We start from the raw sequence: 23,923 nt of genomic DNA, 5'->3' as shown, positions 1-23,923 counted from the left end.
GTCAAGCATCGAGCCAGAAGCGAAGGAAAGGACGTTCATACCATGTCAACCCACCAGTCGCAGGTCACCGGCGGTAACGGCGGCGATGACTCCACGCGGGAGGAGGAGTTTACCTCCACGCAGCTGAGCATCAATACCACCGGCACCGATGAATTGCTCGATGAGATCGATGGCCTGCTCGAAAACAACGCCGAGGAATTCGTGCGCTCCTATGTCCAAAAGGGCGGGCAGTAAGGGTGAGTGACCAGCATCCTGTCTTCGCCCGTCGCATCATGGGCATCGAGACGGAATATGGCTTAACCACCAGCGCGGGCCCTGGAGAACGCGCCTTGAGCCCAGATGAAGTGGCGCGCGTGCTTTTCCGGCCCATCGTCAAGGAGCATTCCTCGTCCAATATCTTTTCTACCAATGCCAGCCGCCTGTACCTCGATGTCGGCTCTCATCCCGAGGTAGCCACCGCCGAGTGCGATAGCCTAAGCCAGCTTCTAGCCTATGAATGCGCCGGCGATGCGATAGTCAACCGGCTGGGCGAAAAAGCGGAGCGAACCTTTGCTGCCGAGGGACACCCGCGCGCGGTGTACCTGTTTAAAAACAATGTGGATTCAGCCGGCAATTCTTTTGGCTGCCACGAAAACTACCTCATCAGCCGCCACATGGTGCTCAAGGATTTGGGGCTGGCGCTCCTTCCGTTCCTTATTACCCGCCAGCTCATCTGCGGCGCCGGCATGATCCAGCCCGCTAAGGGCGATAAGCCTGCCCAATTCCTGCTCTCGCAACGCGCAGACCAGGTCTGGGAAGGCGTGTCTTCTGCCACCACCCGCTCGCGTCCCATCATCAATACCCGGGATGAACCGCACGGCGATTCGAAACGCTTCCGCCGCATGCACGTCATCGTGGGGGACTCCAACATGGCCGAGCCCACTATGGCGCTAAAAGTTGGCTCCACGCTGCTCATGTTGGAGATGCTGGAGGCTGGATTTGAGTTGCCAGAGTTCGACATCGACAAGCCAATTCACCATATCCGCGCCATCGCACGTGATATGACGGGCTCGACCGAACTGCCGCTCACAGGAGGGGGATCCGTCACCGCACTCGAGGTCCAGCAACAACTATGTCAGCGCGCGAGCCAGTGGTTGGACAAGCGGGAGGACGCCGGCACTCCCACGGCAGAAATGCGGCGCGTGGTGGATCTCTGGCAGCGCATGCTGCAGGCCATTGAGACTCAAGACTTCTCCGGCGTGGACCGAGAAATCGACTGGGTCATTAAATTGGGACTGCTCGAGCGCTACCGCGCACGGCTGGGTGGTCACTGGGGCCACCCCAAGCTCGCCCAGATTGATATGACCTATCACGATATCCGTCCGAACCGCGGGCTTTACCATGTCTTGCTGCGCAAGGGACTTATTGAACGGTGGATTTCGGACGCCGACATCGAACGCGCCATGGACACAGCACCACCGACCACCCGCGCCGCGCTGCGTGGGCAGTTCCTTGCCGCTGCCCGTAGCCTTGGGGCCAACGTCACCGTTGACTGGACGCGCCTTAAGGTCAACCGCCCAGAGCCGCGCACCGAGGAGCTACTTAATCCCTTCGTGGCCGACGATGATCGGGTCGAGGCGTTGCTAGACTATATGCGTCTACACCACAGCTAGAAGCAAACGAGCCGCACCAGGGAGACAACACACCACGTGGCAGCACACAACCCCGCGCCGAAACGGCATGATGAAGCGGTAGAAAGACTGACCAACCTCTCTTTCGCGCTACAGGGCGCCGCCAATTCCGGCGGTAGCCCGGATCGCACCGCCGCTTGGATTCGCAGTCACGTGGCAGGATACGGCGATAAATCAGACGAAGCCTTCGCCAAATCGCTGGCACGAGATATCGCAACCCTCCAGCGCGCCGGGGTGCCCATTGTTCATTCTGGCGGCGAAGACGGGGCGCGCTATCGCCTCGACGCGAGTAGCTACCAGCTGCCGCCGGTAGAATTTTCCCCTGAGGAGGCCATGGTTTTAGGCATTGCAGGGGGAGTGGGTACCACCGGAGGCCTGAGTGATTTCTCCTTGTCCGGTTGGACCAAAATTGCCGCCAGCGGCGCCTCGCGCAACCTCGCAGGCGCACCGGTATACACGGCGGTCAATGACATCACGCGACTCGCCCCAGAAATCATCACCGCGGTGCTCGCTGCGGTGCGCAATCAGCTCCGCATTACGTTTTCCTACCGTGCTAATCCGGCTACTGAGCCGGTACGCCGTGTAATGGACCCTTGGGGAGTGGTCAACCGGGACAGCCGCATCTACCTCGTAGGATTCGATGTGGACCGCAACGAACCGCGCGTCTTTCGCGCCCTCCGCGTCTCTGACATCAAACGCTCGCACGACCCCGCGGAGCATCCCAATCCAACTGAAAACCTGCAGGTGTTGGTAGAGCGTGTACTGCAGCGTGGGGAAAAAGTCGATGCGCGCCTCGTTATCCCTGACGGGCAGGCGCGCGAGCTTTTAGATTCCGGCGAGCAACAAACCGATGGCACGGTGTTGTTGCACAAGGTGGATAAGGATTGGCTCGTGCGGACTGCGGCCGGCTATGCCCCAGAGGTACAGGTGCTCGAACCAGCCGGGATCCGCCAAGAAGTCATCTCCCTTTTGCACAAAGCGTCACAATCGCAGGAGGAAGGCTAGTCATGGCTGACGGTTCACTAAAGCTTCAGGCGCTCGTGCGCTCTTTAAACCTGATTCCATACTTCAAAAATCACCCCGACAAGACGCCCATGGAAGCGGCCAAAGATTTGGGCATGGATCTTGGCGAATTAAAAGAGGCCCTCGATCGGCTCTTTTGTTCCGGCACTGGGCGCAATACCGAAGATCTCATTGATCTCACCGTTAGTTATCGCGATGGGGTAACCATTCACAACGATCAGGGTTTGAGCCAGGCGCTGCGCCTTACCCCGACGGAGGCCGGTGCTTTGCTCCTTACCTTGGAGTCTTTGCAGGCGATGCCAGGGCTAATCGACGCCCATGCGGTCGAATCCGCCGCTGCTAAGCTGCGCGGCATCATGGATGAAAAGACAGTCGCCATCTATGAGTCGCTGTCTACTCCAGCCCCTGAAGAGACTGATATCCAGGCGCTTTTGACCCAAGCAATCAATGAGAGAAAACGGGTACGGCTGCGTTACTGGAGCGCTTCCTCAAATGCTGAATCCGAGAGGGTGGTGGATCCAGCCCGCATTTTCATCGTTGATTCCGAGCCCTACTTGGCCGCTTGGGAGGAAGCAAAACAAGCGCATCGCACTTTCCGCATCGACCGCATTAGGAAGGCTCGTATCGTGGAGGAAAAATCCCAGCCACACCTGAAAGACCTCGACTTTGATGCCTCTTCACCCTTTAATTTGGGCGATGGGGACACCGTGCAACTAGCAATTAACCAAGAATTCACGTGGCTGGCTGAGTATTACGATATGCGCTTGGGTGAAGACTTAGGAAATGGGGAAGTAGCTGCAACAATGCCTATGGGATCAGTGGATTGGCTTATTCGCTTTGCTTTGGGTCAAGCTGATAGGTTGCGGGTAGTGGCTCCTCAATCCGTGGTAAACCTCATTGCGGAGCGAGGAAACACCGCATTGAGCGGCTATACTCTGTAGCCAGTTACTTGCCCGTTTACTGCGCCTGCTCGCTGGCAAATAAGCCGACGGTGATGCTTTCCGGCATGCTGGTGCACTAGTTGAAAGAGGTTTCTCCATGAGTATAGGACCTATGGAAATTGGCCTAATCGTTCTTGTCATCGTCTTGCTATTCGGTGCAAAGAAGTTGCCGGAATTGGCACGCTCTATTGGCCGTTCCGCGCGCATCTTCAAGTCTGAGGTCAATGAGATGCATTCCGAGGATGCCCAGCGTTCTCAGTCTCAAGCGCAGCTGAACCAGAAGCAGCAGTCCGATGAGGAGTTCTGGAACCGCCCAGACATGCAACCAGGCCAGCAGAGCAACACCAATACTCAGCAGTAAACGCCCCTAACCTGTCGTCGCGCGAACACCCCTGCAGTGCGCGGATATGCACCCGCAATCCGTGCAGTAGGGAAGTGTTCGCTTCTTTGCGTTGAAAGAGCCACACTGATGTCGTCACAGTCACAGCCTCTATCTCCCCAGAAAACAAGCAAGAGCGTGAAGGGTAAATTGCGCTTTTCGCGCAAACAGAAGAACCCTACCGGGGAGATGACCTTGGTGGAGCACCTGCAGGAGCTGCGCCGCCGCATCATTATTTCCGTGCTAGCGGTTGTCGTCGGGGCCATCATTGGGTTCATTTGGTACCAACGAGCACCATTCGGGCTTTCTCCGTTGGGCGAAATTCTACGAGAACCGTATTGTGCGCTGCCCCCAGATAAGCGCGCCTCCTTTAGCGCGGACGGCGAGTGCCGACTACTGGCCACCAGCCCGTTTGAAATGCTCCTGCTGCGCTTGAAGGTAGGCGCTTTGGCCGGCACCGTATTGTCTTCTCCGGTGTGGCTGTATCAGGTCTGGGCCTTCGTTGTGCCTGGTCTCCATAAGAACGAGCGCCGCTACACGTTGAGCTTTGTCAGTGCCGCGGTGGGCCTATTTGTTGCGGGTGCCGTGCTGGCCTATTTCATCTTGTCCGTGGGTTTGGAATTCCTCATGGGTATCGGCGCCGAGTATCAAACAGCGGCCCTGACCGGTGAGCGCTATTTCTACTTTCTCTTGGCCCTGCTGCTCATCTTTGGCATCAGCTTTGAAATCCCACTGCTTATCGTGTCTCTGAACCTTATTGGCGTGCTCGAATATGAACACGTCAAAGACAAGCGTCGCATCATCATTGTCGTCGTGATGATTTTCGCCGCCTTCGTCACCCCGGGCCAGGATCCTTTCTCGATGGTGGTACTGGCTGGTTCACTGATCTTGCTCATCGAGATAGCATTCCAGTTCTGCCGCCTCCACGATAAGCGCATGCAGCGTGAACGCCCCGAGTGGATGGATCTCGATGATGAGACTGCTTCGCCGCTTGGCGCTGGACCAGGAGCCATTGGCGGGCCAACCCCTGTCGAGGCGCCGAGCAGAGTACACCCTTCACCGGGCCCCTCTCAGCCCGTTTCACAGCCAGTACAACAGGCACAGCAGCAGCCGCGGCAGACATGGAGCACCGGCGCCAGTGGGACTTCGTCGACTAGCGGCGGCTTTTTCGACGATGTCCTCTAGGCACGGGTAGCCTGGGGAGTCATGACTGAAACTCATCTGGATTCTTTTACCGCAGCCCTGCCATACCCGTTGGATGAGTTCCAGGTAAAGGGCTGCCAGGCCGTGGAGGACGGTCATGGCGTACTGGTTTGCGCGCCGACCGGCGCCGGCAAAACCATCGTGGGCGAATTTGCTGTCTCTTTGGCGCTGAGCCGGGGAACCAAGTGCTTTTATACGACGCCAATTAAAGCCTTGAGCAACCAGAAGTACCACGACTTGGTGGAAGAGCATGGTGAAGAGGCCGTTGGCCTGCTCACCGGTGACGTATCGATCAACTCTGATGCAGAGATCGTCGTCATGACCACCGAGGTGCTGCGCAATATGATTTACGCCGAATCCGCGGCCCTCGATCGCTTGACCCACGTGGTCATGGATGAGATCCACTTTTTGGCCGATGCTTCCCGCGGTGCTGTGTGGGAAGAGGTCATTCTCAACCTCGCGGATCATGTCTCCATCATTGGCCTATCTGCCACCGTGTCCAATTCGGAAGAATTCGGCGACTGGCTGTCTACCGTGCGCGGCGATACCACCGTCATCGTTTCCGAACACCGCCCAGTTCCCCTCGACCAGTGGATGATGCTGGGGCGCAAGATTTATCCGCTCTTCGAGCCAGAATCCGGCGGACAGGTCAACGCCGAGCTCGAGCGTAGGATCCACCGCCTTGAGGCCGGTGATACCGACGATGGTCGCGCAGACTATAAGTCCGGCAAGGGCTTTCGCGCGCGTGCCCGTCACAAGGGTGGCGGACGCAGCGAATTCCACGGTAAGGGAAGGGGACGCTCCGGCGCGGCCCGGAAGCAGGATCGTTATCGCCCCTTGGGCCGCCCAGAGGTATTGAAGGTATTGCAATCGCAGGACATGCTTCCGGCGATCACCTTCATTTTCTCGCGCGCGGGCTGCGACGGCGCTCTTTATCAGTGCCTGCGCAGCCGCATGGTGCTTACCTCTCAGGAGGAAGCACAGGAAATTAAGGATATCGTCGATGCGGGTGTAGAAGGTATCCCTGAAGAAGATCTGCAGGTCCTAGACTTTAAGCGCTGGCGCGAAGCCCTGTCCCGCGGCTTTGCCGCGCACCATGCAGGTATGCTACCCGCCTTCCGGCACATCGTGGAAGACCTATTCGTACGCGGGCTCGTCCGCGCCGTGTTTGCTACTGAAACGCTCGCACTCGGCATCAACATGCCGGCGCGCACCGTGGTGCTAGAAAAGCTCATCAAGTTCAATGGTGAGGCGCACGTCGATCTCACCGCAGGCCAGTACACGCAGCTGACGGGCCGCGCAGGACGCCGTGGCATCGATACGTTGGGCAATGCAGTCGTGCAGTGGGCCCCCGCCATGGATCCGCGTCAAGTAGCTGGCCTTGCTTCTACCCGTACGTATCCTCTCATTTCCACTTTTGCACCGGGCTACAATATGGCGATCAATTTGCTGGGAATGCTTGGTTTCGAGGAATCTCTCCGCCTTTTGGAAAAGTCCTTCGCACAGTTCCAAGCCGATGGCTCCGTGGTGGAGGAAACTCGCGAGATTGAACGCGCCGAGCATCGCGTGCGAGAACTGCGCAACCAGCTCGATGATGCCGTGGCGTCGCTTGCACCACCTGCTAAAGACGGGGAAGATCCCGCCGAGGTTCTCATGGACTATGTCCGCCTGCGCCGCGAGCTCACGGTTGAAGAAAAGCAATCAAAAATCGATAGTGCCAATCAACGAAACCAAGAGGTTATCGCGGTACTGGGGCGCCTGCAGCTGGGCGATGTTATTGCCATGCCCGGCAAGAAGCGTCCTATTCTCGCCGCAGTTGTTACTCCCGCTAACCAAACTGCGGATCCCCGCCCGTGGATTACCACTGAGTCCGGGTGGTCTGGACGTATCGATGCAGCCGGAATCAATAACCCACCGATCCAAGTCGGTAGCATCAAGATCCCCAAGCCGGTGCGCAAGAACCCGCGCCGCAATACCCGATATGTGCAGGATGTCTTGCACCGTGAACACTTCGACCGGCCTAAGCGCATGAAGTCCCAAACCCGCGCTCGGCCAAATAAGCGGGTAGGCCAGTTGCGCGACGCACTGCGTGCTCATCCAGCTCACGATTGGCCGGCTACTGACCGCGAACAGCTGGCGGGCTTGGCACAAAAGCTTGCACGGCGCGAGCGTGATCGGGACAAGCTGCAATCCAAGGTCAATAAAGCAACGGATACATTGGGCCGCACCTTCGAGCGTATTGTGGACCTCCTCGCAGAGATGAATTACGTAGAGTTCACCGGGGTCGGTGCAGGTCGCACACCGGTGATCACGGAGGAAGGTGAACGCCTTGCCAAAATTCACAGCGAATCCGATCTGCTCGTCGCCCAATGCCTTAAGCGCGGAATTTGGGATGAACTCGATCCCGCAGAGCTTGCCGGCGTTGCCTCCCTGTGCTGTTTCGAAAACCGCAAGGCCACCAGTGGGCAACCGGAAGCAGCCACCGAGCGCATGGCTGACGCTATGAATGCCACGTGGCGCGTGTATACCGAACTTACCGCTGATGAGCAGCGCCACCGGCTGCCGCCCACACGTGAACCAGAGGCCGGATTCGCATTGGCGGTACACCAATGGGCGGCTGGGGCGCCGTTGGGCTACTGCATGGCCGCGGCAAATGAAGCCGGGGCCGAGCTCACCCCCGGTGATTTTGTCCGTTGGTGCCGGCAAGTTATCGACTTGCTCCAACAAGTGGCTAAGACTGGGTATGACGGCGAAATTCAACGCAACGCTCGCCGGGCTATCGACGCAATTCAGCGCGGTGTCGTAGCCATTGGCGCCTAAAATCCGCGGCGCGGACGAGTAGACTCTGGGGCATGACTGATACTCAGACTTTTTCCGCTGATGTCTACGCCCAGCGCCTGCACGCCGCCCAAAAGGCAGCTGCAGACAAGGGCATCGACCTGCTCCTCATTGGCACGGGACCAGACTTTGCCTACCTCACCGGCTCCTGGGTTTCTTCCCACGAACGCTTGACGGTCTTGGTCGTGCCGCAGCGGGGCACTGCATGGATCGCCGCGCCTAATACCGATATCACCGATATCAAGGCTGCTCCAGTAGGTGAGCTGGATGTAGAGTTGCGTGGCTGGAATGACGGCGAGGACCCATACAAGTTGGCTCTGCATGGTGCAGGCGACGGACTAGGCAAGGTAGCGCTGGGACAGTCGCTGACTGCAGACCACGTGCTGCGTTTCCAAGATCTGCTTCCACGCGCCAGCTATGAACTGGCCACTTATGCATTGGCCGAGCTCTTTACCCGCAAAGACGAGGCTGAGATTGCTGAGCTGCGCAAGGCTGGCCGTGCCATCGACGCGGTCCACGCGCAGGTACCGCAGCTTTTGCAGGCCGGTCGTACTGAGGTCGAGGTAGCCCATGAACTCGAAAAGCTCATCTTACGGGAGCACTCCGTTATCGATTTCGTCATTGTCGGATCGGGCCCGAATGGCGCCAACCCGCACCATAGCTTTTCGGATCGCGTGTTGGCTGAGGGCGAGCCAGTCGTCGTCGATATCGGCGGCACTTTGCCTTCCGGCTACCACTCCGATTGCACCCGCACCTACGTAGTGGGCGGGGATATTTCCAAGGCTCCGCAGGATTTTCAGGATGCCTATGCCGTGCTTGCCGACGCCCAAGCCGCCGGCCGAGCTGCAGCCCACCCCGGCAGCACCGCCGCAGACATCGATGCCATCGTCCGTCAGGCGATCTCGGCAGCCGGCTGGGGCGATTACTTTGTCCACCGCACCGGCCATGGCATCGGCCTGTCCACGCACGAGGAGCCCTTCATCATGGAAGGCAACGATCTCGCCTTGGAGGAGGGCATGGCATTTTCCATTGAGCCGGGCATCTACTTGGAAGGCAAGTGGGGCATGCGTTTGGAAGACATCGTGGTGCTAACCAACGATGGCTACGAGTCCCTGAACCTAGCTCCGCGTGACGTCCGTTAATGGCTGGCGTACTGATTCTAGGCGGCCGTAGCGATATTGGCGGAGAAATCGCTAGGAGAGTAGCCCCTGGCCAAGATATTGTGCTCGCCGCTCGTGGCACCCACGGTATGGAAGGCGTAGTAAGTCGGCTCCGGGCGGCGGGTGCGCGCAGCGTGCATCTGCTTGATTTTGACGCCGCAGATTTTCCGTCCCATGCCGGTGTGGTCGATCGCGCCATAGAGCTGGCAGGCCCCCTTGAGCTAGCTGTCGTAGCCTTTGGTATCTTAGGCGATCAGCAGCGGGCAGAACGCGATGCTTCCCACGCGGTCGACATCGCCACAATCGATTATGCCGCGCAGATTTCACTGCTTACGCTCGTTTCCCAGCGTATGCACCGCGGCCATATCGTCGCGTTTTCCTCGATAGCAGGCTGGAGGGCCCGCCGGGCAAACTACGTGTACGGATCTACCAAGGCCGGTCTTGATGCCTTTTGTCAGGGGCTGGCGGACAAGCTGCACGGCAGCCAGGTAGGCCTTATTACCGCGCGCCCTGGCTTTGTCATCGGCAGCATGACCGAAGGAATGAAGCCGGCACCACTGTCCGTGCGTCCGGCAGATGTGGCTGAGGCAGTTGTCGACTGCATTGCCCGAGATGCACGGCGGGGAAAACCGCGTTCGCGCACCATGTGGATCCCTCGGGCTCTGCAGGGCCTAGCGTGGGTCATGCGGCTTGTACCGCGCCCCCTCTGGCGGCACATGCCGCGCTAAACTTTGCGTTCTTTTTACTCTGCGCGTAGTAGGGGAGAGTTGATGTCGAAGATAAAACCCCGTGGGGCGAGTACACGCAGTACCACTTCGGCGTCACCCTCGGCAATATTGTGAAAGACTAATCCGCCCCACGGGGTGACGGTGATGTCTACCTCTAACTGGCCGACAAGTTGCGCAAACTCGGCAGGGATGGCGCCGCGGTGCACGCCCGCGCCAAGGTCAACTACGCCCGCAGGCAAATGATCATCCAGCCAGCCAATAGGGCCTGGTTCAACCAGGGCGGAGGCATTATGCTCTAGGGATTCGGTGTCTTGGAGCGCCTCCGCATAGTGATGGGCGGCAGCGCGTGGAGTCAGTGGGGCCGAGGGGGCGTCGCCAAGCGGGGAACGCTCAAGGCGCAGGGCTCCGTCCCCGTCAATGCTAAGGCTGACTGCGGTCGCGCCGGTCGGTACGTCGTTGTGGGCGATAACTGCCAGTCCGGGACCGCCTTCCACCGCGCCCAGCTCAGCCGCGATGTCCTGGGCCGTTTGCTTGGCTACCGCCGACAAAGGCGAAGCCAGCATCGGCATCGCCGTGGCGCGCAAGTGCAACTCCTGGAGCTGCTGATTGAGCGCCTCCGCATCCTTAATACCGCGCAGCTCGATTGCAGAGAACCGGTCGATGTAGACATACCCATCCGCAACATCACTGGCACACTGCGCCAAAATGACCCAATCCTGGGCGTGGGTGCTGCCGCCGGCAGCGTGGATGCGGATGCACGTGCCGTACTGGGGGTCTTCAAAACGCGCAGGAGTAAACATGCGCACTAGTTTAACCTGCCGCGGTTGCACTTTCGCGCATGAGTGTTGCCAGCACTTTATCAGTCTGCCTCGTTAGACTGAGGCCATGCCGTTTATGTATTTTGCTCTCTACATGGTCGCAGAGACCCTGACCTTCTGGGCCGTGTCTCAATGGATCGGTGTTGGCTGGGCGCTTATCGCCCTCTTTGTCACCATGTTTTTCGGAATGTCCATCGCTGGCATTGAAGTGCGCCGCTTGATGGGAAAGCAGGTCGAACGCACAGGGGACGGTACATACGTCGTTCGCGGCGGCAATGTGGGCAAGACCGCCAGCAATGTGGGCCTTACCTTGGTAGGCGGCATGTTGCTTTCTTTGCCGGGCTTCTTGACGACGATCCTCGGAGCCCTCTTTATTTTCTCGCCGACCCGCGCCGTCTTCCGCACGGTGATGGCCGCCTCCTTGTACCGCAAGATCGAAAACATGGGCGTTAAGATCTACGAGGCCACCCCGATGGCGCAGCAGCACGACTCTTATGGCGACTTTGGCTCCTTTGGTCGTGGCCAAGCAACACAAAGTGGGCACCCCAGCACGCAGGATGCTGGCCTGCATGAGGTGTTGGATGAGGAAGAGATCCGCCGCTGGAGCGAAAACCTGGATCCAGATGACTTCGGACCCTCCGGTGGCGAGTCCAAGGACGGAAAGAGCTAGTGATGCTGACGCTTGCCCGTCTCGTTGTGGCGGGCCTTTCTGGTCTGCTCACGTATGCCGCCATACAGCCCCGTGGTTGGTGGTGGGCTGCCGTTGTGGGCGTGGGCTTGCTGTACGCGAGCTTGCTGCCGTGGGGAACTAGGCACGTATCTGCCCGTGTGGGTGCGCTTCTTGCAGTAACACATTCGCTTGTGCTGTATCTGCTGACGCTGCCATGGATCGGCGAATTGGTGGGCAGCGGGCCATACATCGCTTTGGCCGTATGGCTTTCGGTATACGCCATTGTGCTGGGCCTTGGCGGCGCAGCAGTAGCGCGGTGGAAATACGGTTTTATTGCCTTCCCGTTCTTCTACCTCGCGGTGGAGGTGCTGCGTTCTTCGGTACCTTTCGGCGGTTTCTCTTGGGTGAAATTGGCTTGGGGACAAATCGACGGACCGCTAGCCAACCTGGCGCCGTGGGGTGGAACCTCGCTCATTACCGCAGCCACTGTTCTGTGCGGCTGCGGTCTCGCTGCGCTGCTGATTCAACGCGGATGGAAGGCAAAGAGCGCCGCACTCCTAGCAGCGATTCTTCCCCTCGCAAGCGCGACGGTGGCAGGCTTGGGAATCAACCGAGACGATTCCACTGTCGGGGAAGCAAAGGTTGCCGCAATCCAAGGAAACGTACCTCGCATGGGCCTAGACTTTGCCGGGCAACGCCAAGCGGTCCTCAACAATCACGTGGCCGAAACAAAAAAGCTGGCCGCCCGCGAAAAAGACATTGACCTAGTCATCTGGCCCGAAAACTCCTCTGATATCAACCCATTCCGTGACGGCAAGGCAGCCTCGGCGATCAGCGGCGCCGTCGATGCGATAGACGCACCTGTTTTGGTTGGCACCGCTACGCGGGATGAGGTGGGAGCCCGCAATACAATGCAGGTATTCGCTCCTGGTCATACGGTGGGAGACCATCACTATAAGAAGTACCTACAACCTTTCGGCGAAACTATGCCCATGCGGGATCTCTTTGCCAAGTTTTCTGACTATGTGGACCTCGCCGGCGATTTTCAGCCCGGCGACGGCCCAGGCGTGGTCTCCATGGCGGGCGTGCCGGTTGGCGTGGCAACGTGCTACGAGGTCTCCTTCGATAGCGCCTTTAGGGAGTCGGTGAAGAATGGCGCAGAACTGCTGACTACTCCCACCAATAACGCCACCTTTGGCTATTCCGATATGACCTACCAGCAATTGGCCATGAGCCGATTGCGTGCCATGGAGACGGATCGAGCCGTGGTGGTGGCGGCGACTTCTGGAGTATCCGCCATCGTTCACCCAGATGGACACGTTAGCCAGTCCACGGAGATTTTCACGCCGGACGCCTTAGTAGAGCAGTTGCCCTTGCGTAGTGGCGAGACCTTTTCCGTCAGGTTTGGTTCGCCCCTGCACTGGCTCATGGTTATTATTGGAACAGTCTGCGCACTGGTAGCTTTGCGCACAAACCGCCTGCGACGCACCCCGCGCCGCCCCGGCACAGATACATACGTAGGAGCATAAACACTGTGAGCACGCTTGAATCCTCGACCTTGGTTATCATCCCGACTTATAACGAGATCGAAAATCTGCCTCTTATCACCGGACGCGTCCGCGCGGCAATCCCGGAGGTACATATCCTGATCGTGGACGATAACTCTCCCGATGGAACTGGTGCCAAGGCCGATGAGTTCGCAGCGCAAGATGACCACATCCACGTTCTTCACCGCGAGGGCAAAGGTGGCCTGCTAGGCGCTTATATCGCCGGCTTTGAATGGGGATTGGAGCGCGACTACCAAGTGCTGTGCGAGATGGATGCAGACGGCTCCCATGCCCCGGAACAGCTTCACCTGCTGTTAGAAGAGGTGGACAAGGGCGCGGACCTAGTTATCGGCTCCCGCTATATTCCGGGTGGCGAGACCGTCAACTGGCCAGCATCCCGCGAGTACCTGTCCCGCTTGGGCAATATCTACATTTCCGTCGCGCTGGGCGCTGGCCTGTCCGATATGACCGCCGGTTACCGTGCGTTCCGCCGCGAACTCCTCGAGTCCATCGACTTTGATGAGCTGTCCAAGGCCGGCTACATCTTCCAGGTGGATTTGGCCTTCCGTGCGGTCAAGGCCGGCTTTGACGTCCGCGAGGTTCCCATTACCTTTACCGAGCGCGAATATGGCGAATCTAAGCTTGATGGTTCCTTCGTGAAGGATTCCTTGCTCGAGGTCACCAAGTGGGGCGTTGCTCATCGCGCTGAGCAGCTGCAGGACTTCAGTGACGCCGTATCCAAGTTGGTCAACCGAGAAGTCAAGGACGGCTCCATTCATGACCTAGGCGTTCAAGCTCGCAAGGGCGCCGGCTGGGTGTCTGACTTCGCCAGCGAGATCGGCCATCTGGCAAAGCACCAGATTGCGCAACTGAAGAAGTAGGCGCCACCGCAACGCATAAGGCCCGTACCGTCTCTTAGCCAGACTAGGGAGGTACGGGCCTTTTGCTACCGTAGAACTTTAAGAGTTCTTTTGCTGCTGCTCCTGCTGTTCCTTCAGGAGGCGGGCTGCGGAACGGCGGCGGGAGCGCAGGTGGTTAATGCGCTCTTCAAGCAGCTCATCGAGCTCCTCGATGGAGCGGCGCTCACGCAGCATATCCCAGTGGGTGCGTGGTGGCTTAGCGGGCTTAGACTCAACACCTTCACCTTCTACCAGGTGGCCCAGCTTGCCGTTCTTGCACATCCATTCTTCAGGGATTTCAGCATCATCCGCGAAAGGTACCTCATAAATCTCGCCGTCTTCGGTGCGGTACTTCACCATCTGGCGCGGTGCGAGGTCGTGGTCGCGGTCGGTTTCGTAGCTGACTGCGCCCATACGGCTGCCACGGAGTACGCGATCTGCCATGCAACATCATCCTTTTCAAAGAGATCCCTGATTGAGTGCGAAGCAAAACTTCGCCTAAGAGCTACTAAGTATAACGAACACCCACGCGTCTTTGTTCCCAGCCCGCCTAAAATGGACTAAAGTGTATCAGGTGATCCGTACAGCTAGTCGTGAACGCAACGTCGGTTCCTGCCAATGGTGTGGGAAGGACATTGACCAAGGCGGTAGGGGACGGCCACGGAAGTTTTGCAGCGCCTCCTGTAAACAGCGTGCTTATGAGCAAAGAAACAACGTCAGTGGCACGGGGATTCCCGCCGATGCCGTCATCCTTACTCCAGAAAAGGCAGAGAGTTTGCGCGACGGACTTTTTGAACTACGTTGTTCCGCAGAAGATATCAATACCGCCGCGGAGGAAGGCGCTAGTGCGCAGGAGCTTGCCGGTTTGTGCGAAGAGCTTGTTGCCCTGGCGCGACGCCTAGAAGGACTTCGATAGAAGATGAAAAAGCTTTTTTATAATCGCAAGCTCGTCATCACCATCTTTGTGGTGCTGATTGTGTTGCTCACCGCCGTAGCCATTGGCCCGATGGTGTATTCGCTCCTCAAGGGCGCCGGAGTAAAGACCGAACCAGTTTCCGCCGACGGCGCAAAGGCCGCATCAACGGGGCTCGATGGCACCTGGGAGGTAGCCAAGGGCCGCGCTAATAACCATACCTCGGTTGGTTTTACCTTTAATGAGGTTCTACCTGCGGAAAAGACCACCACATCGGGTTCAACCACGGAGGTAACCGGCCAGGCGGATATTTCTGATTCCACCCTGAAAACCGCCACGGTCACCGTTGATATGGATGAACTGACCACGGATAAGAAGGTCCGCGATGAGAACATGAAGTCCAAGCTCTTTGAGACTCAGCTTTTCCCAGAGGGATCCTTTGAGCTGACTAAGCCGACCTCGCTTGCCGACGTCCCGGATGACGGCTCCATTGGCAAAGTCAAGCTCACCGGAGATCTGACTATCAAGGATAAAACGCACGAGATTTCCCAAGACTTCGACGTTCTTCGCGATGGCGATCAGATCGTCATCGGCGGCACCGTGCCAGTTAATCGCCTTGATTACGGCGTGGAGACCCCAGAGATGCTCGCCGCGAAGGTCGAGGAAAACGGCGAGGTAAATCTCCGCATTTCCTTCGAGAAGAACTAACGAGGGCTTAAGCCTGTGAATTCCCGTCAGATTATTCCGTTTATGTGGCTGCGCCTCATCGTGGTCATCGGCTTTACCATTTTCGTAGCCGTTCAACAGATGTGGGTCATTGTAGCCATCTCGGTCCTTTTGGCGCTGTTGACTATCTGGCAGCTATGGAGCGCTTACCGGAACCGCTAATTAGACCTTCACGGCGTTGGGTGTACTTCCTCGATTAAAGTCAGTGTGACTTTATGTAGTGGTGCAGTGAGTCCCGCCAGTAGGGTCTATTTTCGCCCGATATCAGGTTTTTCGGTCGCCGAGCGAAACACCGTCGCCAACGGTTGACCCCGGACTAAAAAGTCCCGAAAGGCAAATGGGGTCGGCTGCCGCAAATCCGAACTCCAATGAGCTACAGCCGGAATCGATACCTGCGCCTAAGTCTGGCGGCCGGCGGCTGGCGGATGGCGCGGTAGAGACCGCGGGCCGTCGCCAAGCAAAGCGCCGTAATATCGCGTGGAGATTTAACGAAGCTGAATCGGGGCCCAATAGATGAGCCGGGAAGATGTGTTAGCGCCCGGGCGCTATTGAGGGCGACATATGAAGGTCCGCTAGATATCAGTAGTTGTCCGATAATGTACATTATGTCATTCTAAAGATAGGTGCGAGTCCCTCCCGGTGGTCTATCCCGTACACCGCTTACCGGCGCGTTGCAGAGACGATCTCCAACAAGGGGCATTTCCGCCCCACTAGCCTTCTGTGAATCGACCGGGTGCGTAAAATCGGCACCATGACGATTCAGCACGTAGTAGATAAGCCTTCCCGCGCAGCTCTCTTTCTTGTCCTTGAAATCAATGACGGCGGCGAGCAAGCCACCCGCGATATGCTCACGGGGTTCGCCGGGCTTTTCAAGTCCGTGAACTTCCGCTACAACGAAGGTGAGCTTTATACCGTAGTTGGCATCGGAGCTTCCATGTGGCCGCGTTTGACCAGCGCACCTATGCCTGAACGCCTGAAGGAATTTGAGGCAATCGATGCCGCACATAAGGCCCCAGCCACGCCAGGTGATATTCTTCTCCACTTCCGCGCAAATAACTATGACCTGTGCCACGAGATGGCCCGCCAGGTTCTCGATCAGCTCGGTGAAGCCGCAACGGTTATCGATGAGACCCAAGGTTTCAAGTACCTGGATCAGCGCGACTTGCTGGGCTTTGTGGATGGCACCGCCAATCCCCTTGCCGAAGAGGCATTAGATACTGTGCTGCTTGGCGATGACGCCGACTACCCCCGCGGCTCCTATGTCACCGTTCAAAAATATATCCATGACCTTGCCAAGTGGAATGAGCTAAGCACTGAAGAACAAGAGAAGGTCATCGGGCGCACCAAAGCCGACGATATCGAATTGGACGATGACACTAAGCCATCAAATTCCCACGTCGCACTCAACGACTTAGAGGAAGATATTTACCGCGAGAACATGGTCTTCGGCTCTTTCGCCGCGGGTGAGATGGGCACCTACTTCATTGGCTATGCCAAGGATCCAGAAAACGTAATGGAGCGCCTGCGCAATATGTTCATCGGCAAGCCGGAGGGAAACTACGACCGTATCTTGGACTTCTCCACCGCGCTTACAGGCACCAATTTCTTTGTGCCCAGCGCGGATCTGATGAAGAACTTCGACGAGCTGCCGCCGGCCTAAGGGCCACCCGCTTAACGGCCGGCCGCCTAACGCCGTCCCCCGCGGTTGCGGTGGGCCAACCCAAATTGCACCGAGTCAATCATCCCGAGCGTCATAAGGGCCTCGCGGAGGGCAAATTGGAAGGTCCACAAGCGGCGGAAGACTGGGTCGAACCCAGCGGCCGCTGCCTCTCGCAGGTGCCCGTCGAAAAAGGAACGCTGCTGACGCAGGGACTCCAAATAATGAGTGCCCACGTGAGTTTCGGACACGATGCGCAAATTGGAGTTCTTATCTACTAGCTGGTGCATCTCCGTGGTGCGTGGATAGTCCAACCCCGGCCACACATAGGCTCGCAAGGCCTGAAGCGAGGCCTTACCGGCCTCCGTCATCGACTCGGTCGCCACGATGGATTGGATTCCTGCCCGCCCATTAGGCGTCAAGAACCGGTCGACTGCGCGAATGTACTCTTTGCGCTCACTAGCGCTGAGTTGTTCTACCTTTTCTACGGTGACGATGGCGTCATAGTGACCGTGCCACTGCTTGGGGTTCGGGACGACGCCGGGAATGCGCTCGATATGGATGGAATCGTCCGCCCCCTCTAGTACGAGGGCCTCGCGCATATGGCTCATTTGGTCCACATCACTGGTCAAAACGTCTACCGTAGCGCGCCGCTTAGTCGCCCGCATCGCCGGCTGCATTCCGGCAGCCGGGTATACCAACAGATGGGTTCCGGCGCCGGTACGGGTGACGTCAAGCAGCCAATCCGCCGCGCGACGCTGCGCATCTCCTAGGTCATCCCTATCCACACTCGTGGGCTCACTCAGCGTCGTGACATCGACGAAGTGGCTCTTCGGCTCCTTGCGGCCGGCCTTGGGGCTATAGCTTTCCACCGTTTCCCTAATGGTGGTCGGTACGCCACTGGAAAAAATCCCACCTACATGGCTTAATCCATCGCCGGCATAGAGCCGAACCAATTCCAGTGGCAGCTCCCCTGGCTCCGACTTACCAGTACCAAGCATTTTGGCCTTGGGGAGGTAGCCTGCTCCCAATAGGCGGCCGAGCACCTTTACCAGCTGCGAGGAGGAGGTGACGGTCCACTCTCCTGCCATATAACTTTCCGCAAATCCTAGCCAACCGCTAGCGGCAATGCGCTCAAACAAGGCATCATGCCCCACCTTGAGATCTGGTTCTCCTTCGGCTTCGAGGTCAAGTTCTAGACCGGCATCATCGCAAGCCTTGGCAAATTCAGCCTCTGCCCGGCGGGCTTTCATTCCAGGCCAACGAGGCGCGGGAACCGTAGCCACATTGGGCCAGGATTCTGCATCGATAGAGCTCAAATGCTCAGGGCGGGTAAAAGACATAATGCCAGGTGCGCTCCTTGGTGGGCGGAGGAAGTCACTATCCGGAACAACCTTAGTCAGCTTTGTGCGCACCCCGGTTTAGGCGCTCCGCACAGCCGCGCCGGTTCTTCCCGCGGAATCTGCAACGCAGCGGCGGAAGTTTATCAGTCATTAAGTATGCGCGTTCTGTTTGAAGTGTTTAGACTGTATGGGTACTAAACATTAGCTTTCTTAAGGAAGGTAGCATTAAATCCATGACTGATACCCCTTATCGCCCCAACGGTGGCCGCCACCACGTCGTCGTGGTAGGCGCCGGCTTCGGTGGTCTCAACACCGTTCAGAAGCTGAAGAACGCCGATGTGGAAATCACCCTCATCGATAAGAAGAACCACCACCTGTTCCAGCCGATGCTGTACCAGGTAGCTACCGGCATGATTTCCGCCGGTGAGGTTGCCCCTTCCACCCGCCAGCTGCTGCGTGATCAGGACAACGTCCACTTCGTCAACGCTGAGGTAACTGATATCAATCTGGCGGATCAGACGGTGACCGCCGAGCAGGACGAGTTCTCCCGCACCTATGCTTATGACTCCCTGGTTGTCGCCGCAGGTTCCGGTCAGTCCTACTTTGGCAACGACCACTTCGCCGAGTTCGCCCCTGGCATGAAGACCTTGGACGATGCCTTGGAGCTGCGTTCCCGCATCATCTCGGCGTTTGAAAAGGCTGAGCTTACTGACGACCCCGCAGAGCGCGAGCGCCTGCTCACCTTCATCATCGTTGGTGCCGGCCCAACCGGCGTTGAGCTCACCGGCCAGATTGCCGAACTGGCAAACCGTACCCTCAACGATGTCTACTCCAACTACGGCACCACCTCCGCCAAGATCTACCTGCTCGATGGCGCCCCACAGGTACTGCCACCATTTGGCAAGCGCCTAGGCCGCAAGGCGCAGCGCACCTTGGAAAAGGAAGGCGTACAGGTTCACCTCAACGCCATGGTGACCGATGTAACCGCGGACACCGTCACCTACAAGGACATGAAGACCGAGGAAGAGACCACCCTGACGGGTGCTACCAAGATCTGGTCCGCCGGTGTGGCCGCTTCCCCACTGGGCAAGATGGTTGCAGAGCAGGCTGGTGTCGAGGCAGACCGCGCAGGTCGCGTCTCCGTCAACGAGGACCTGACCGTAGGCGAGCACAATAACGTCTACATGGTCGGTGACATGATCTCCCTCAACCGCCTGCCGGGTCTGGCACAGGTTGCAATCCAGGGTGGCGCGCACGTCGCTAAGCTCATTCAGGCCAAGGTGGATGAGGAATCTACCGCTAATGAGAAGGAAGCCTTCGACTACTTCGACAAGGGCTCCATGGCCATCGTCAAGCGCTTCAACGCCGTCGTTAAGCTGGGCAAGACCGAATTCGGTGGCTTTGCAGGTTGGGTAGCATGGCTCGGCTTGCACCTGACCTACGTCATTGGTCTGCGCAGCCGTTTGGCCGTGCTGGTTAACTGGGCAACCAATATCCTCTCCCGCGACCGCGGCAATCTGGAAATCACCACCCAGCAGCGCATCGCACGCAATATCATTAACAAGAACGAGAAGTAATATCTCCTCGCTCGCATCGCCGCCCCACCTGCTGCACGCAGGCTGCGGGCGGCGATTTTTATTTTCCCGGACTACCCGTTATTAGCGCCGGCGATTCCACAACTGGATACCCGGACGCTGGTTTTCGCATATAGTTTCCGTGACCTTTGTTAGGCTGAGACACGCAACATGGGGTGCCACACACGGTGCGGCTGAGAAATACCCATCGAACCTGCACTCAGTTAGAACTAGCGAAGGGATAGTTGTGGATTATGCTTTTCTGCGCGCACACGACGCTGTGCGCGAGTCCACGCCGCTTATTCAATGTTTGACCAATAAGGTCGTCAGCAACGTCACCGCCAATGCCCTGCTGGCCATCGGGGCTAGCCCGGCAATGGTCGATACGCCAGAGGAATCGCGCGAATTTGCGCAGGTAGCCAGCGGCGTACTCATCAATTGCGGTACGCCCAGCTCAGAGCAATACGGCGGCATGCGCGAGGCCATCACTGGGGCGAACTCCGCGCACACCCCCTGGGTACTCGATCCGGTAGGCGCCGGCGGCCTGAGCCACCGCACCGACTTCATGCGCGAGGTGCTGCCACTTGGCCCGGGCGCAATCCGTGGCAATGCCTCAGAAATCATTGCCCTTGCAGGAACCGGACGGGGCGGCCGAGGCGTCGAATCTACCGATGGCGTAGAAGCCGCCCTAGATTCGGCAGTAGCACTTTCCAGGGATACCGGCGCCGTCGTGGCCATTTCCGGCCCGCGAGACCTTATCGTCCACGTCGGCGCTACAACGCGTGCCGTCTACCTCGAATCAGGGCACCCGATGCTCCAAAACGTCATCGGTACTGGCTGTTCCCTCGGTGCTATCTGCGCCGCATATCTGGCCGCGTGGGAGGATCCTTTCGAAGCGATCATGGCCGCCCACGCGCACGTTGGTGCGGCGGGAAGCGTGGCCGCCGAGAAGCACCACGCCCCCGGCTCCTTTGCCGTTGCGTGGCTGGATGCGCTCTACGATGTTCCGACCGCGGATATCGAGGGCCTAGTCAGGCTCACTGATGTGGAGGAGGTTTAAGTGGCTATTGACTGGACGCTCTACCTGGTCACCGATCCAGATCTGGCTGGCGGGCGAGACAACGTGGTCCCCACCGTGCAGGAGGCTGTACGCGGCGGTGTTACCGTTGTCCAGCTCCGGGACAAGGAAGCTAGCGACGAACAGATCGAGCGCACCGCACGCGAATTGCTTGACGTACTGGGCGATGTCCCACTATTTATCAATGACCGCGTAGAGGTGGCAGCAAAGCTCGGCTGCCACCTGCACATTGGGCAGGATGATATGGCTTTTCGCGAGGCCCGAGAGAAGCTGGGTAAGGGACAGCTTATTGGCTTATCCATCGGCAGTAACGAGGAGCTTGCTGCTATTGCGGACGATGCGCGCCCAGACGTCATCGGCATCGGGCCCGTGCATTCGACTGCTACGAAGAAAAACGCCCCAGCCGGCATGGGTACGGCTGTGGCCGCAGCACTCGCTCACACCGCACATGAGCGTGGCATCGAGTCCGTCGCCATCGGCGGAATCAAGACCCATAATGCGCACGAGCTGGCGGGCAGCGAGTTTGCCGGAATTTGCGTAGTCAGCGACATCATGGCGGCCGAGGACCCCGCAGCAGCCGCCGCCCACCTTAAGGAGGCTTTCCATGGCTGAAGGCATCTATCCCCGAGTACTATCCATTGCCGGTACTGATCCCACCGGCGGAGCAGGAATTCAAGCCGATCTGAAATCCATCTCTGCCGCAGGCGGCTACGGTATGAGCGTCGTGACGGCGTTGGTGGCTCAAAACACCCAGGGTGTCCGCAGCGTCCACGTACCACCGGTGGACTTTCTGCAGGAGCAGCTAGACTCCGTCATCGACGATGTGGAGATTGATGCGGTAAAGATTGGCATGCTTGCCGACGCCGCCATTACCGCCAAGGTCGCAGCCTTCCTGCGCCGCCTGCCGGCCGATGTTCCCGTGGTACTTGATCCGGTCATGGTGGCTACCAGCGGAGATCGCCTGCTGGAAGAGGAAGCAGAACAGGCCGTGCGCGATCTCTGCTCCCAGGTGGATCTCATCACCCCGAACTTAAAAGAATTGGCAGTCCTTACTCACACGAACGAGGCGAGCGACCTAGAAGAGGCCATTGCCACGGCAAAGGAATGGGCGAAGGCTGCTAATACCGCGGTCGTCGTTAAGGGCGGGCACCTCGATGGTGACATCGCCGATAATGCGGTGGTCAATCCGGATGGGTCCGTGCACCGCGTTGCCGCAAGCCGAGTGGACACGAAGAATACGCATGGCACTGGCTGTTCCCTTTCCTCTGCCCTGGCCACCCGCCTGGGAGCCGGCGATAGCCCCGCGGCAGCTCTAACGTGGTCCACCCAGTGGCTGCACGAGGCCATTGCCCATGCGGATGCGCTTCACGTGGGCAAGGGACACGGGCCCGTGGACCACCTGCACCGCTCGCAGCGTCTCATGCAGGCAGCGTCTACCCTGCCCCAGCCGTACTTATCCGGCAACCTGGTAGAACCGGCAGACGTCGACCAGCCCCGCGTTCCCGCGACCGGCCCGCATACGCAACGCCTGTGGAACCTAGCCGGGGATCACTGGGAGGCAATCAAGGCGCTGCCCTTTATTCGGGCCTTGGGCACGGGAGCGTTGGAGAAGGATGCCTTTGGCTTCTACCTCGACCAAGATGCCCAGTACCTGAATGCTTACTCCAAGGCGTTGGCTCGCCTCGCCAGCCAAGCCCCAGAAGCGGCACAGCAACTGCACTGGGCTGAGGGAGCGCATGATTGCTTGGCGGTAGAGGCGGAGCTGCACCGCGGCTGGCTCGAGAGCGATATTACGACTGCAGCCTCCCGGGTAACTAGCGCCTATACGGATTTCCTGATCCGTTCGACGCACACGGATGACTACGTGGTGGGCGCGGCGGCGGTACTGCCCTGCTACTGGCTATATGCAGAAGTAGGCCTCCACCTCGCAGAATTTGATTCCCCCGAACACCCCTATCACTCATGGCTGTCCATGTACGGCGGCGAGGACTTCCTCAACGGGGTTCGCGCTAGCCTCGACATCGTCGAACAAGCTCTCTCCGAGGCGGATGAGCGCACTCGCCTGCGGGCCGAGCGCGCCTATATCACCGCCAGCCACCATGAGGTCGACTTCTTCGACCAAGCCGATAGGCGCTTTTAGGCCAGTAAGTCTGACCCAGGGCGCGACAGAACGGCGACGAGGAAGGTGGAATGCTCCGAGAAGAGCTTCATGTCCCACGAGGAGAAAGTGAAGTCGACTCGGTAGCCCACCTTCTGCGCCATGTCGAGGAAATCAGCAAATTCCCACCCACGGCCCTCGCCAAAGCCGCTGACGAGGCGACCGCCTGGTTTTAGGGAATTATAGATATTGCGCAGCGCGGGTTCGCGGCCGTCCTTCGCTAGAAAGCCCATGACATTGCCCGCGGATACGGCGATATCAAAGGGGCCTTCTGGCACCTCTTCCTCGCACAGATCTCCCACGAACCATTGCCCCTCTGGGAAATCGTGCTCAGCGTGCTCGATGAGAATGGGGTCTACGTCGACGCCCACAACGCTGTGGCCACGGCGAAGCAGCTCGCCGCCGACGCGGCCGGTGCCACAGCCGGCATCAAGGATGGTGGAGTTGCGCTCCACCATGGCGTCGATAAGCCGAGCCTCGCCATTGATGTCTTTGCCCTGTGCGGCAAGCACCTTCCATTTGCGGGCAAAGTTATGGGAGTGCTCGGGATTAGCTTCGGTTACTTCTTTCCACGTAGGCATAGATTCGATTATATTAC

The 23,923-nt window shown here is 58.5% G+C and carries 24 protein-coding genes; 20 read left to right on the top strand and 4 right to left on the bottom strand.

Annotated elements, in window-relative coordinates; all coding sequences use genetic code 11:
* The first annotated feature begins 42 nt into the window (after positions 1 to 42).
* The 9 genes from QP971_RS01830 to QP971_RS01790 all read left to right on the top strand — a co-directional run bounded on the left by QP971_RS01830 (position 43) and on the right by QP971_RS01790 (position 9,942).
* Positions 43 to 234 (top strand): ubiquitin-like protein Pup, encoded by a 192-nt coding sequence (locus QP971_RS01830; protein WP_239274256.1) that lies wholly within the window; start codon positions 43 to 45, stop codon positions 232 to 234.
* A gap of 38 nt (positions 235 to 272) precedes the next feature.
* Entirely contained in the window at positions 273 to 1,652 is a 1,380-nt protein-coding gene (pafA, locus tag QP971_RS01825) for a Pup--protein ligase (protein WP_284791932.1), read from the top strand.
* Positions 1,653 to 1,688: 36 nt separating this feature from the next.
* The gene (locus tag QP971_RS01820; protein ID WP_284810696.1) at positions 1,689 to 2,675 is read left to right on the top strand and encodes a helix-turn-helix transcriptional regulator; all 987 of its coding nucleotides are present in this window, start codon (positions 1,689 to 1,691) and stop codon (positions 2,673 to 2,675) included.
* Positions 2,676 to 2,677: 2 nt separating this feature from the next.
* Positions 2,678 to 3,634, top strand: coding sequence for a helix-turn-helix transcriptional regulator (locus QP971_RS01815; RefSeq protein WP_284810695.1), 957 nt, complete (start codon positions 2,678 to 2,680; stop codon positions 3,632 to 3,634).
* A 97-nt stretch (positions 3,635 to 3,731) separates the two neighbouring features.
* Positions 3,732 to 3,995, top strand: a complete 264-nt coding sequence (tatA, locus tag QP971_RS01810) for a Sec-independent protein translocase subunit TatA (RefSeq protein WP_269954239.1) — start codon at positions 3,732 to 3,734, stop codon at positions 3,993 to 3,995.
* A gap of 108 nt (positions 3,996 to 4,103) precedes the next feature.
* A complete protein-coding gene (gene tatC, locus QP971_RS01805) occupies positions 4,104 to 5,198 on the top strand; it encodes a twin-arginine translocase subunit TatC (RefSeq protein ID WP_431831068.1) in 1,095 nt (364 codons plus the stop codon).
* A 21-nt stretch (positions 5,199 to 5,219) separates the two neighbouring features.
* Positions 5,220 to 8,036, top strand: a complete 2,817-nt coding sequence (locus QP971_RS01800) for a DEAD/DEAH box helicase (protein ID WP_284810693.1) — start codon at positions 5,220 to 5,222, stop codon at positions 8,034 to 8,036.
* Positions 8,037 to 8,068: 32 nt separating this feature from the next.
* Complete coding sequence (locus QP971_RS01795) at positions 8,069 to 9,196, top strand: M24 family metallopeptidase (protein ID WP_284810692.1); 1,128 nt, start codon at positions 8,069 to 8,071, stop codon at positions 9,194 to 9,196.
* Complete coding sequence (locus QP971_RS01790) at positions 9,196 to 9,942, top strand: SDR family oxidoreductase (RefSeq protein WP_284810690.1); 747 nt, start codon at positions 9,196 to 9,198, stop codon at positions 9,940 to 9,942. Before QP971_RS01795 ends, QP971_RS01790 begins: the two co-directional genes overlap by 1 nt.
* Positions 9,943 to 9,956: 14 nt before the next feature.
* Here the strand turns inward: QP971_RS01790 and QP971_RS01785 are convergent, their stop codons facing one another.
* Positions 9,957 to 10,742, bottom strand: a complete 786-nt coding sequence (locus QP971_RS01785; protein ID WP_284810689.1) for a precorrin-3B synthase — start codon at positions 10,740 to 10,742, stop codon at positions 9,957 to 9,959.
* A gap of 85 nt (positions 10,743 to 10,827) precedes the next feature.
* On the opposite strand from QP971_RS01785, the gene QP971_RS01780 reads away from it, so the two are divergent.
* From QP971_RS01780 to QP971_RS01770, 3 genes are read left to right on the top strand one after another with little or no spacing between them, the layout of a single operon-like run.
* Positions 10,828 to 11,430, top strand: a complete 603-nt coding sequence (locus tag QP971_RS01780; protein WP_239274263.1) for an FxsA family protein — start codon at positions 10,828 to 10,830, stop codon at positions 11,428 to 11,430.
* A gap of 2 nt (positions 11,431 to 11,432) precedes the next feature.
* The gene (gene lnt / locus QP971_RS01775; RefSeq protein ID WP_431831071.1) at positions 11,433 to 12,959 is read left to right on the top strand and encodes an apolipoprotein N-acyltransferase; all 1,527 of its coding nucleotides are present in this window, start codon (positions 11,433 to 11,435) and stop codon (positions 12,957 to 12,959) included.
* Positions 12,960 to 12,964: 5 nt separating this feature from the next.
* Positions 12,965 to 13,858: a polyprenol monophosphomannose synthase gene (locus tag QP971_RS01770; RefSeq protein ID WP_284788150.1), complete on the top strand. Its 894-nt coding sequence runs from the start codon at positions 12,965 to 12,967 to the stop codon at positions 13,856 to 13,858.
* A 78-nt stretch (positions 13,859 to 13,936) separates the two neighbouring features.
* On the opposite strand, the gene QP971_RS01765 is transcribed toward QP971_RS01770, so the two are convergent.
* A complete protein-coding gene (locus QP971_RS01765; protein ID WP_023021567.1) occupies positions 13,937 to 14,320 on the bottom strand; it encodes an RNA polymerase-binding protein RbpA in 384 nt (127 codons plus the stop codon).
* 130 nt (positions 14,321 to 14,450) lie between these two features.
* On the opposite strand from QP971_RS01765, the gene QP971_RS01760 reads away from it, so the two are divergent.
* The 4 genes from QP971_RS01760 to QP971_RS01745 all read left to right on the top strand — a co-directional run bounded on the left by QP971_RS01760 (position 14,451) and on the right by QP971_RS01745 (position 17,175).
* Positions 14,451 to 14,792 (top strand): hypothetical protein, encoded by a 342-nt coding sequence (locus QP971_RS01760; RefSeq protein ID WP_284788148.1) that lies wholly within the window; start codon positions 14,451 to 14,453, stop codon positions 14,790 to 14,792.
* A 3-nt stretch (positions 14,793 to 14,795) separates the two neighbouring features.
* Positions 14,796 to 15,497 carry a YceI family protein gene (locus tag QP971_RS01755; RefSeq protein ID WP_284810686.1) on the top strand — a complete coding sequence of 234 codons (702 nt, stop codon included), beginning with the start codon at positions 14,796 to 14,798 and terminating at the stop codon, positions 15,495 to 15,497.
* 15 nt (positions 15,498 to 15,512) lie between these two features.
* The gene (locus tag QP971_RS01750) at positions 15,513 to 15,677 is read left to right on the top strand and encodes a hypothetical protein (protein WP_204611469.1); all 165 of its coding nucleotides are present in this window, start codon (positions 15,513 to 15,515) and stop codon (positions 15,675 to 15,677) included.
* A gap of 589 nt (positions 15,678 to 16,266) precedes the next feature.
* On the top strand, positions 16,267 to 17,175 hold the full coding sequence (locus QP971_RS01745; RefSeq protein ID WP_284810685.1) for a Dyp-type peroxidase: 909 nt from the start codon (positions 16,267 to 16,269) through the stop codon (positions 17,173 to 17,175).
* A 26-nt stretch (positions 17,176 to 17,201) separates the two neighbouring features.
* On the opposite strand, the gene QP971_RS01740 is transcribed toward QP971_RS01745, so the two are convergent.
* Positions 17,202 to 18,515 carry a class I SAM-dependent methyltransferase gene (locus QP971_RS01740; protein WP_284810683.1) on the bottom strand — a complete coding sequence of 438 codons (1,314 nt, stop codon included), beginning with the start codon at positions 18,513 to 18,515 and terminating at the stop codon, positions 17,202 to 17,204.
* Between the two features lie 233 nt (positions 18,516 to 18,748).
* Here QP971_RS01740 and QP971_RS01735 point away from each other — a divergent pair, with 233 nt between their 5' ends.
* From QP971_RS01735 to QP971_RS01720, 4 genes are all read left to right on the top strand, one after another.
* The gene (locus QP971_RS01735) at positions 18,749 to 20,092 is read left to right on the top strand and encodes an NAD(P)/FAD-dependent oxidoreductase (protein WP_005324756.1); all 1,344 of its coding nucleotides are present in this window, start codon (positions 18,749 to 18,751) and stop codon (positions 20,090 to 20,092) included.
* 244 nt (positions 20,093 to 20,336) lie between these two features.
* A complete protein-coding gene (gene thiM / locus QP971_RS01730; RefSeq protein WP_284810681.1) occupies positions 20,337 to 21,149 on the top strand; it encodes a hydroxyethylthiazole kinase in 813 nt (270 codons plus the stop codon).
* Complete coding sequence (gene thiE, locus QP971_RS01725) at positions 21,150 to 21,779, top strand: thiamine phosphate synthase (RefSeq protein ID WP_284810680.1); 630 nt, start codon at positions 21,150 to 21,152, stop codon at positions 21,777 to 21,779. It abuts the gene before it with no gap.
* The gene (locus tag QP971_RS01720) at positions 21,772 to 23,307 is read left to right on the top strand and encodes a bifunctional hydroxymethylpyrimidine kinase/phosphomethylpyrimidine kinase (protein ID WP_284810679.1); all 1,536 of its coding nucleotides are present in this window, start codon (positions 21,772 to 21,774) and stop codon (positions 23,305 to 23,307) included. The genes thiE and QP971_RS01720 overlap by 8 nt, the downstream gene beginning before the upstream one ends.
* On the opposite strand, the gene QP971_RS01715 is transcribed toward QP971_RS01720, so the two are convergent.
* Entirely contained in the window at positions 23,304 to 23,906 is a 603-nt protein-coding gene (locus QP971_RS01715) for a class I SAM-dependent methyltransferase (RefSeq protein ID WP_198493029.1), read from the bottom strand. The genes QP971_RS01720 and QP971_RS01715 overlap by 4 nt on opposite strands.
* Between the last annotated feature and the right edge of the window lie 17 nt (positions 23,907 to 23,923).

It is taken from the genome of Corynebacterium marquesiae, assembly GCF_030229635.1.
GTDB lineage: Bacteria > Actinomycetota > Actinomycetes > Mycobacteriales > Mycobacteriaceae > Corynebacterium > Corynebacterium marquesiae.
This window is presented reverse-complemented; position numbering and strand designations above follow the sequence as displayed.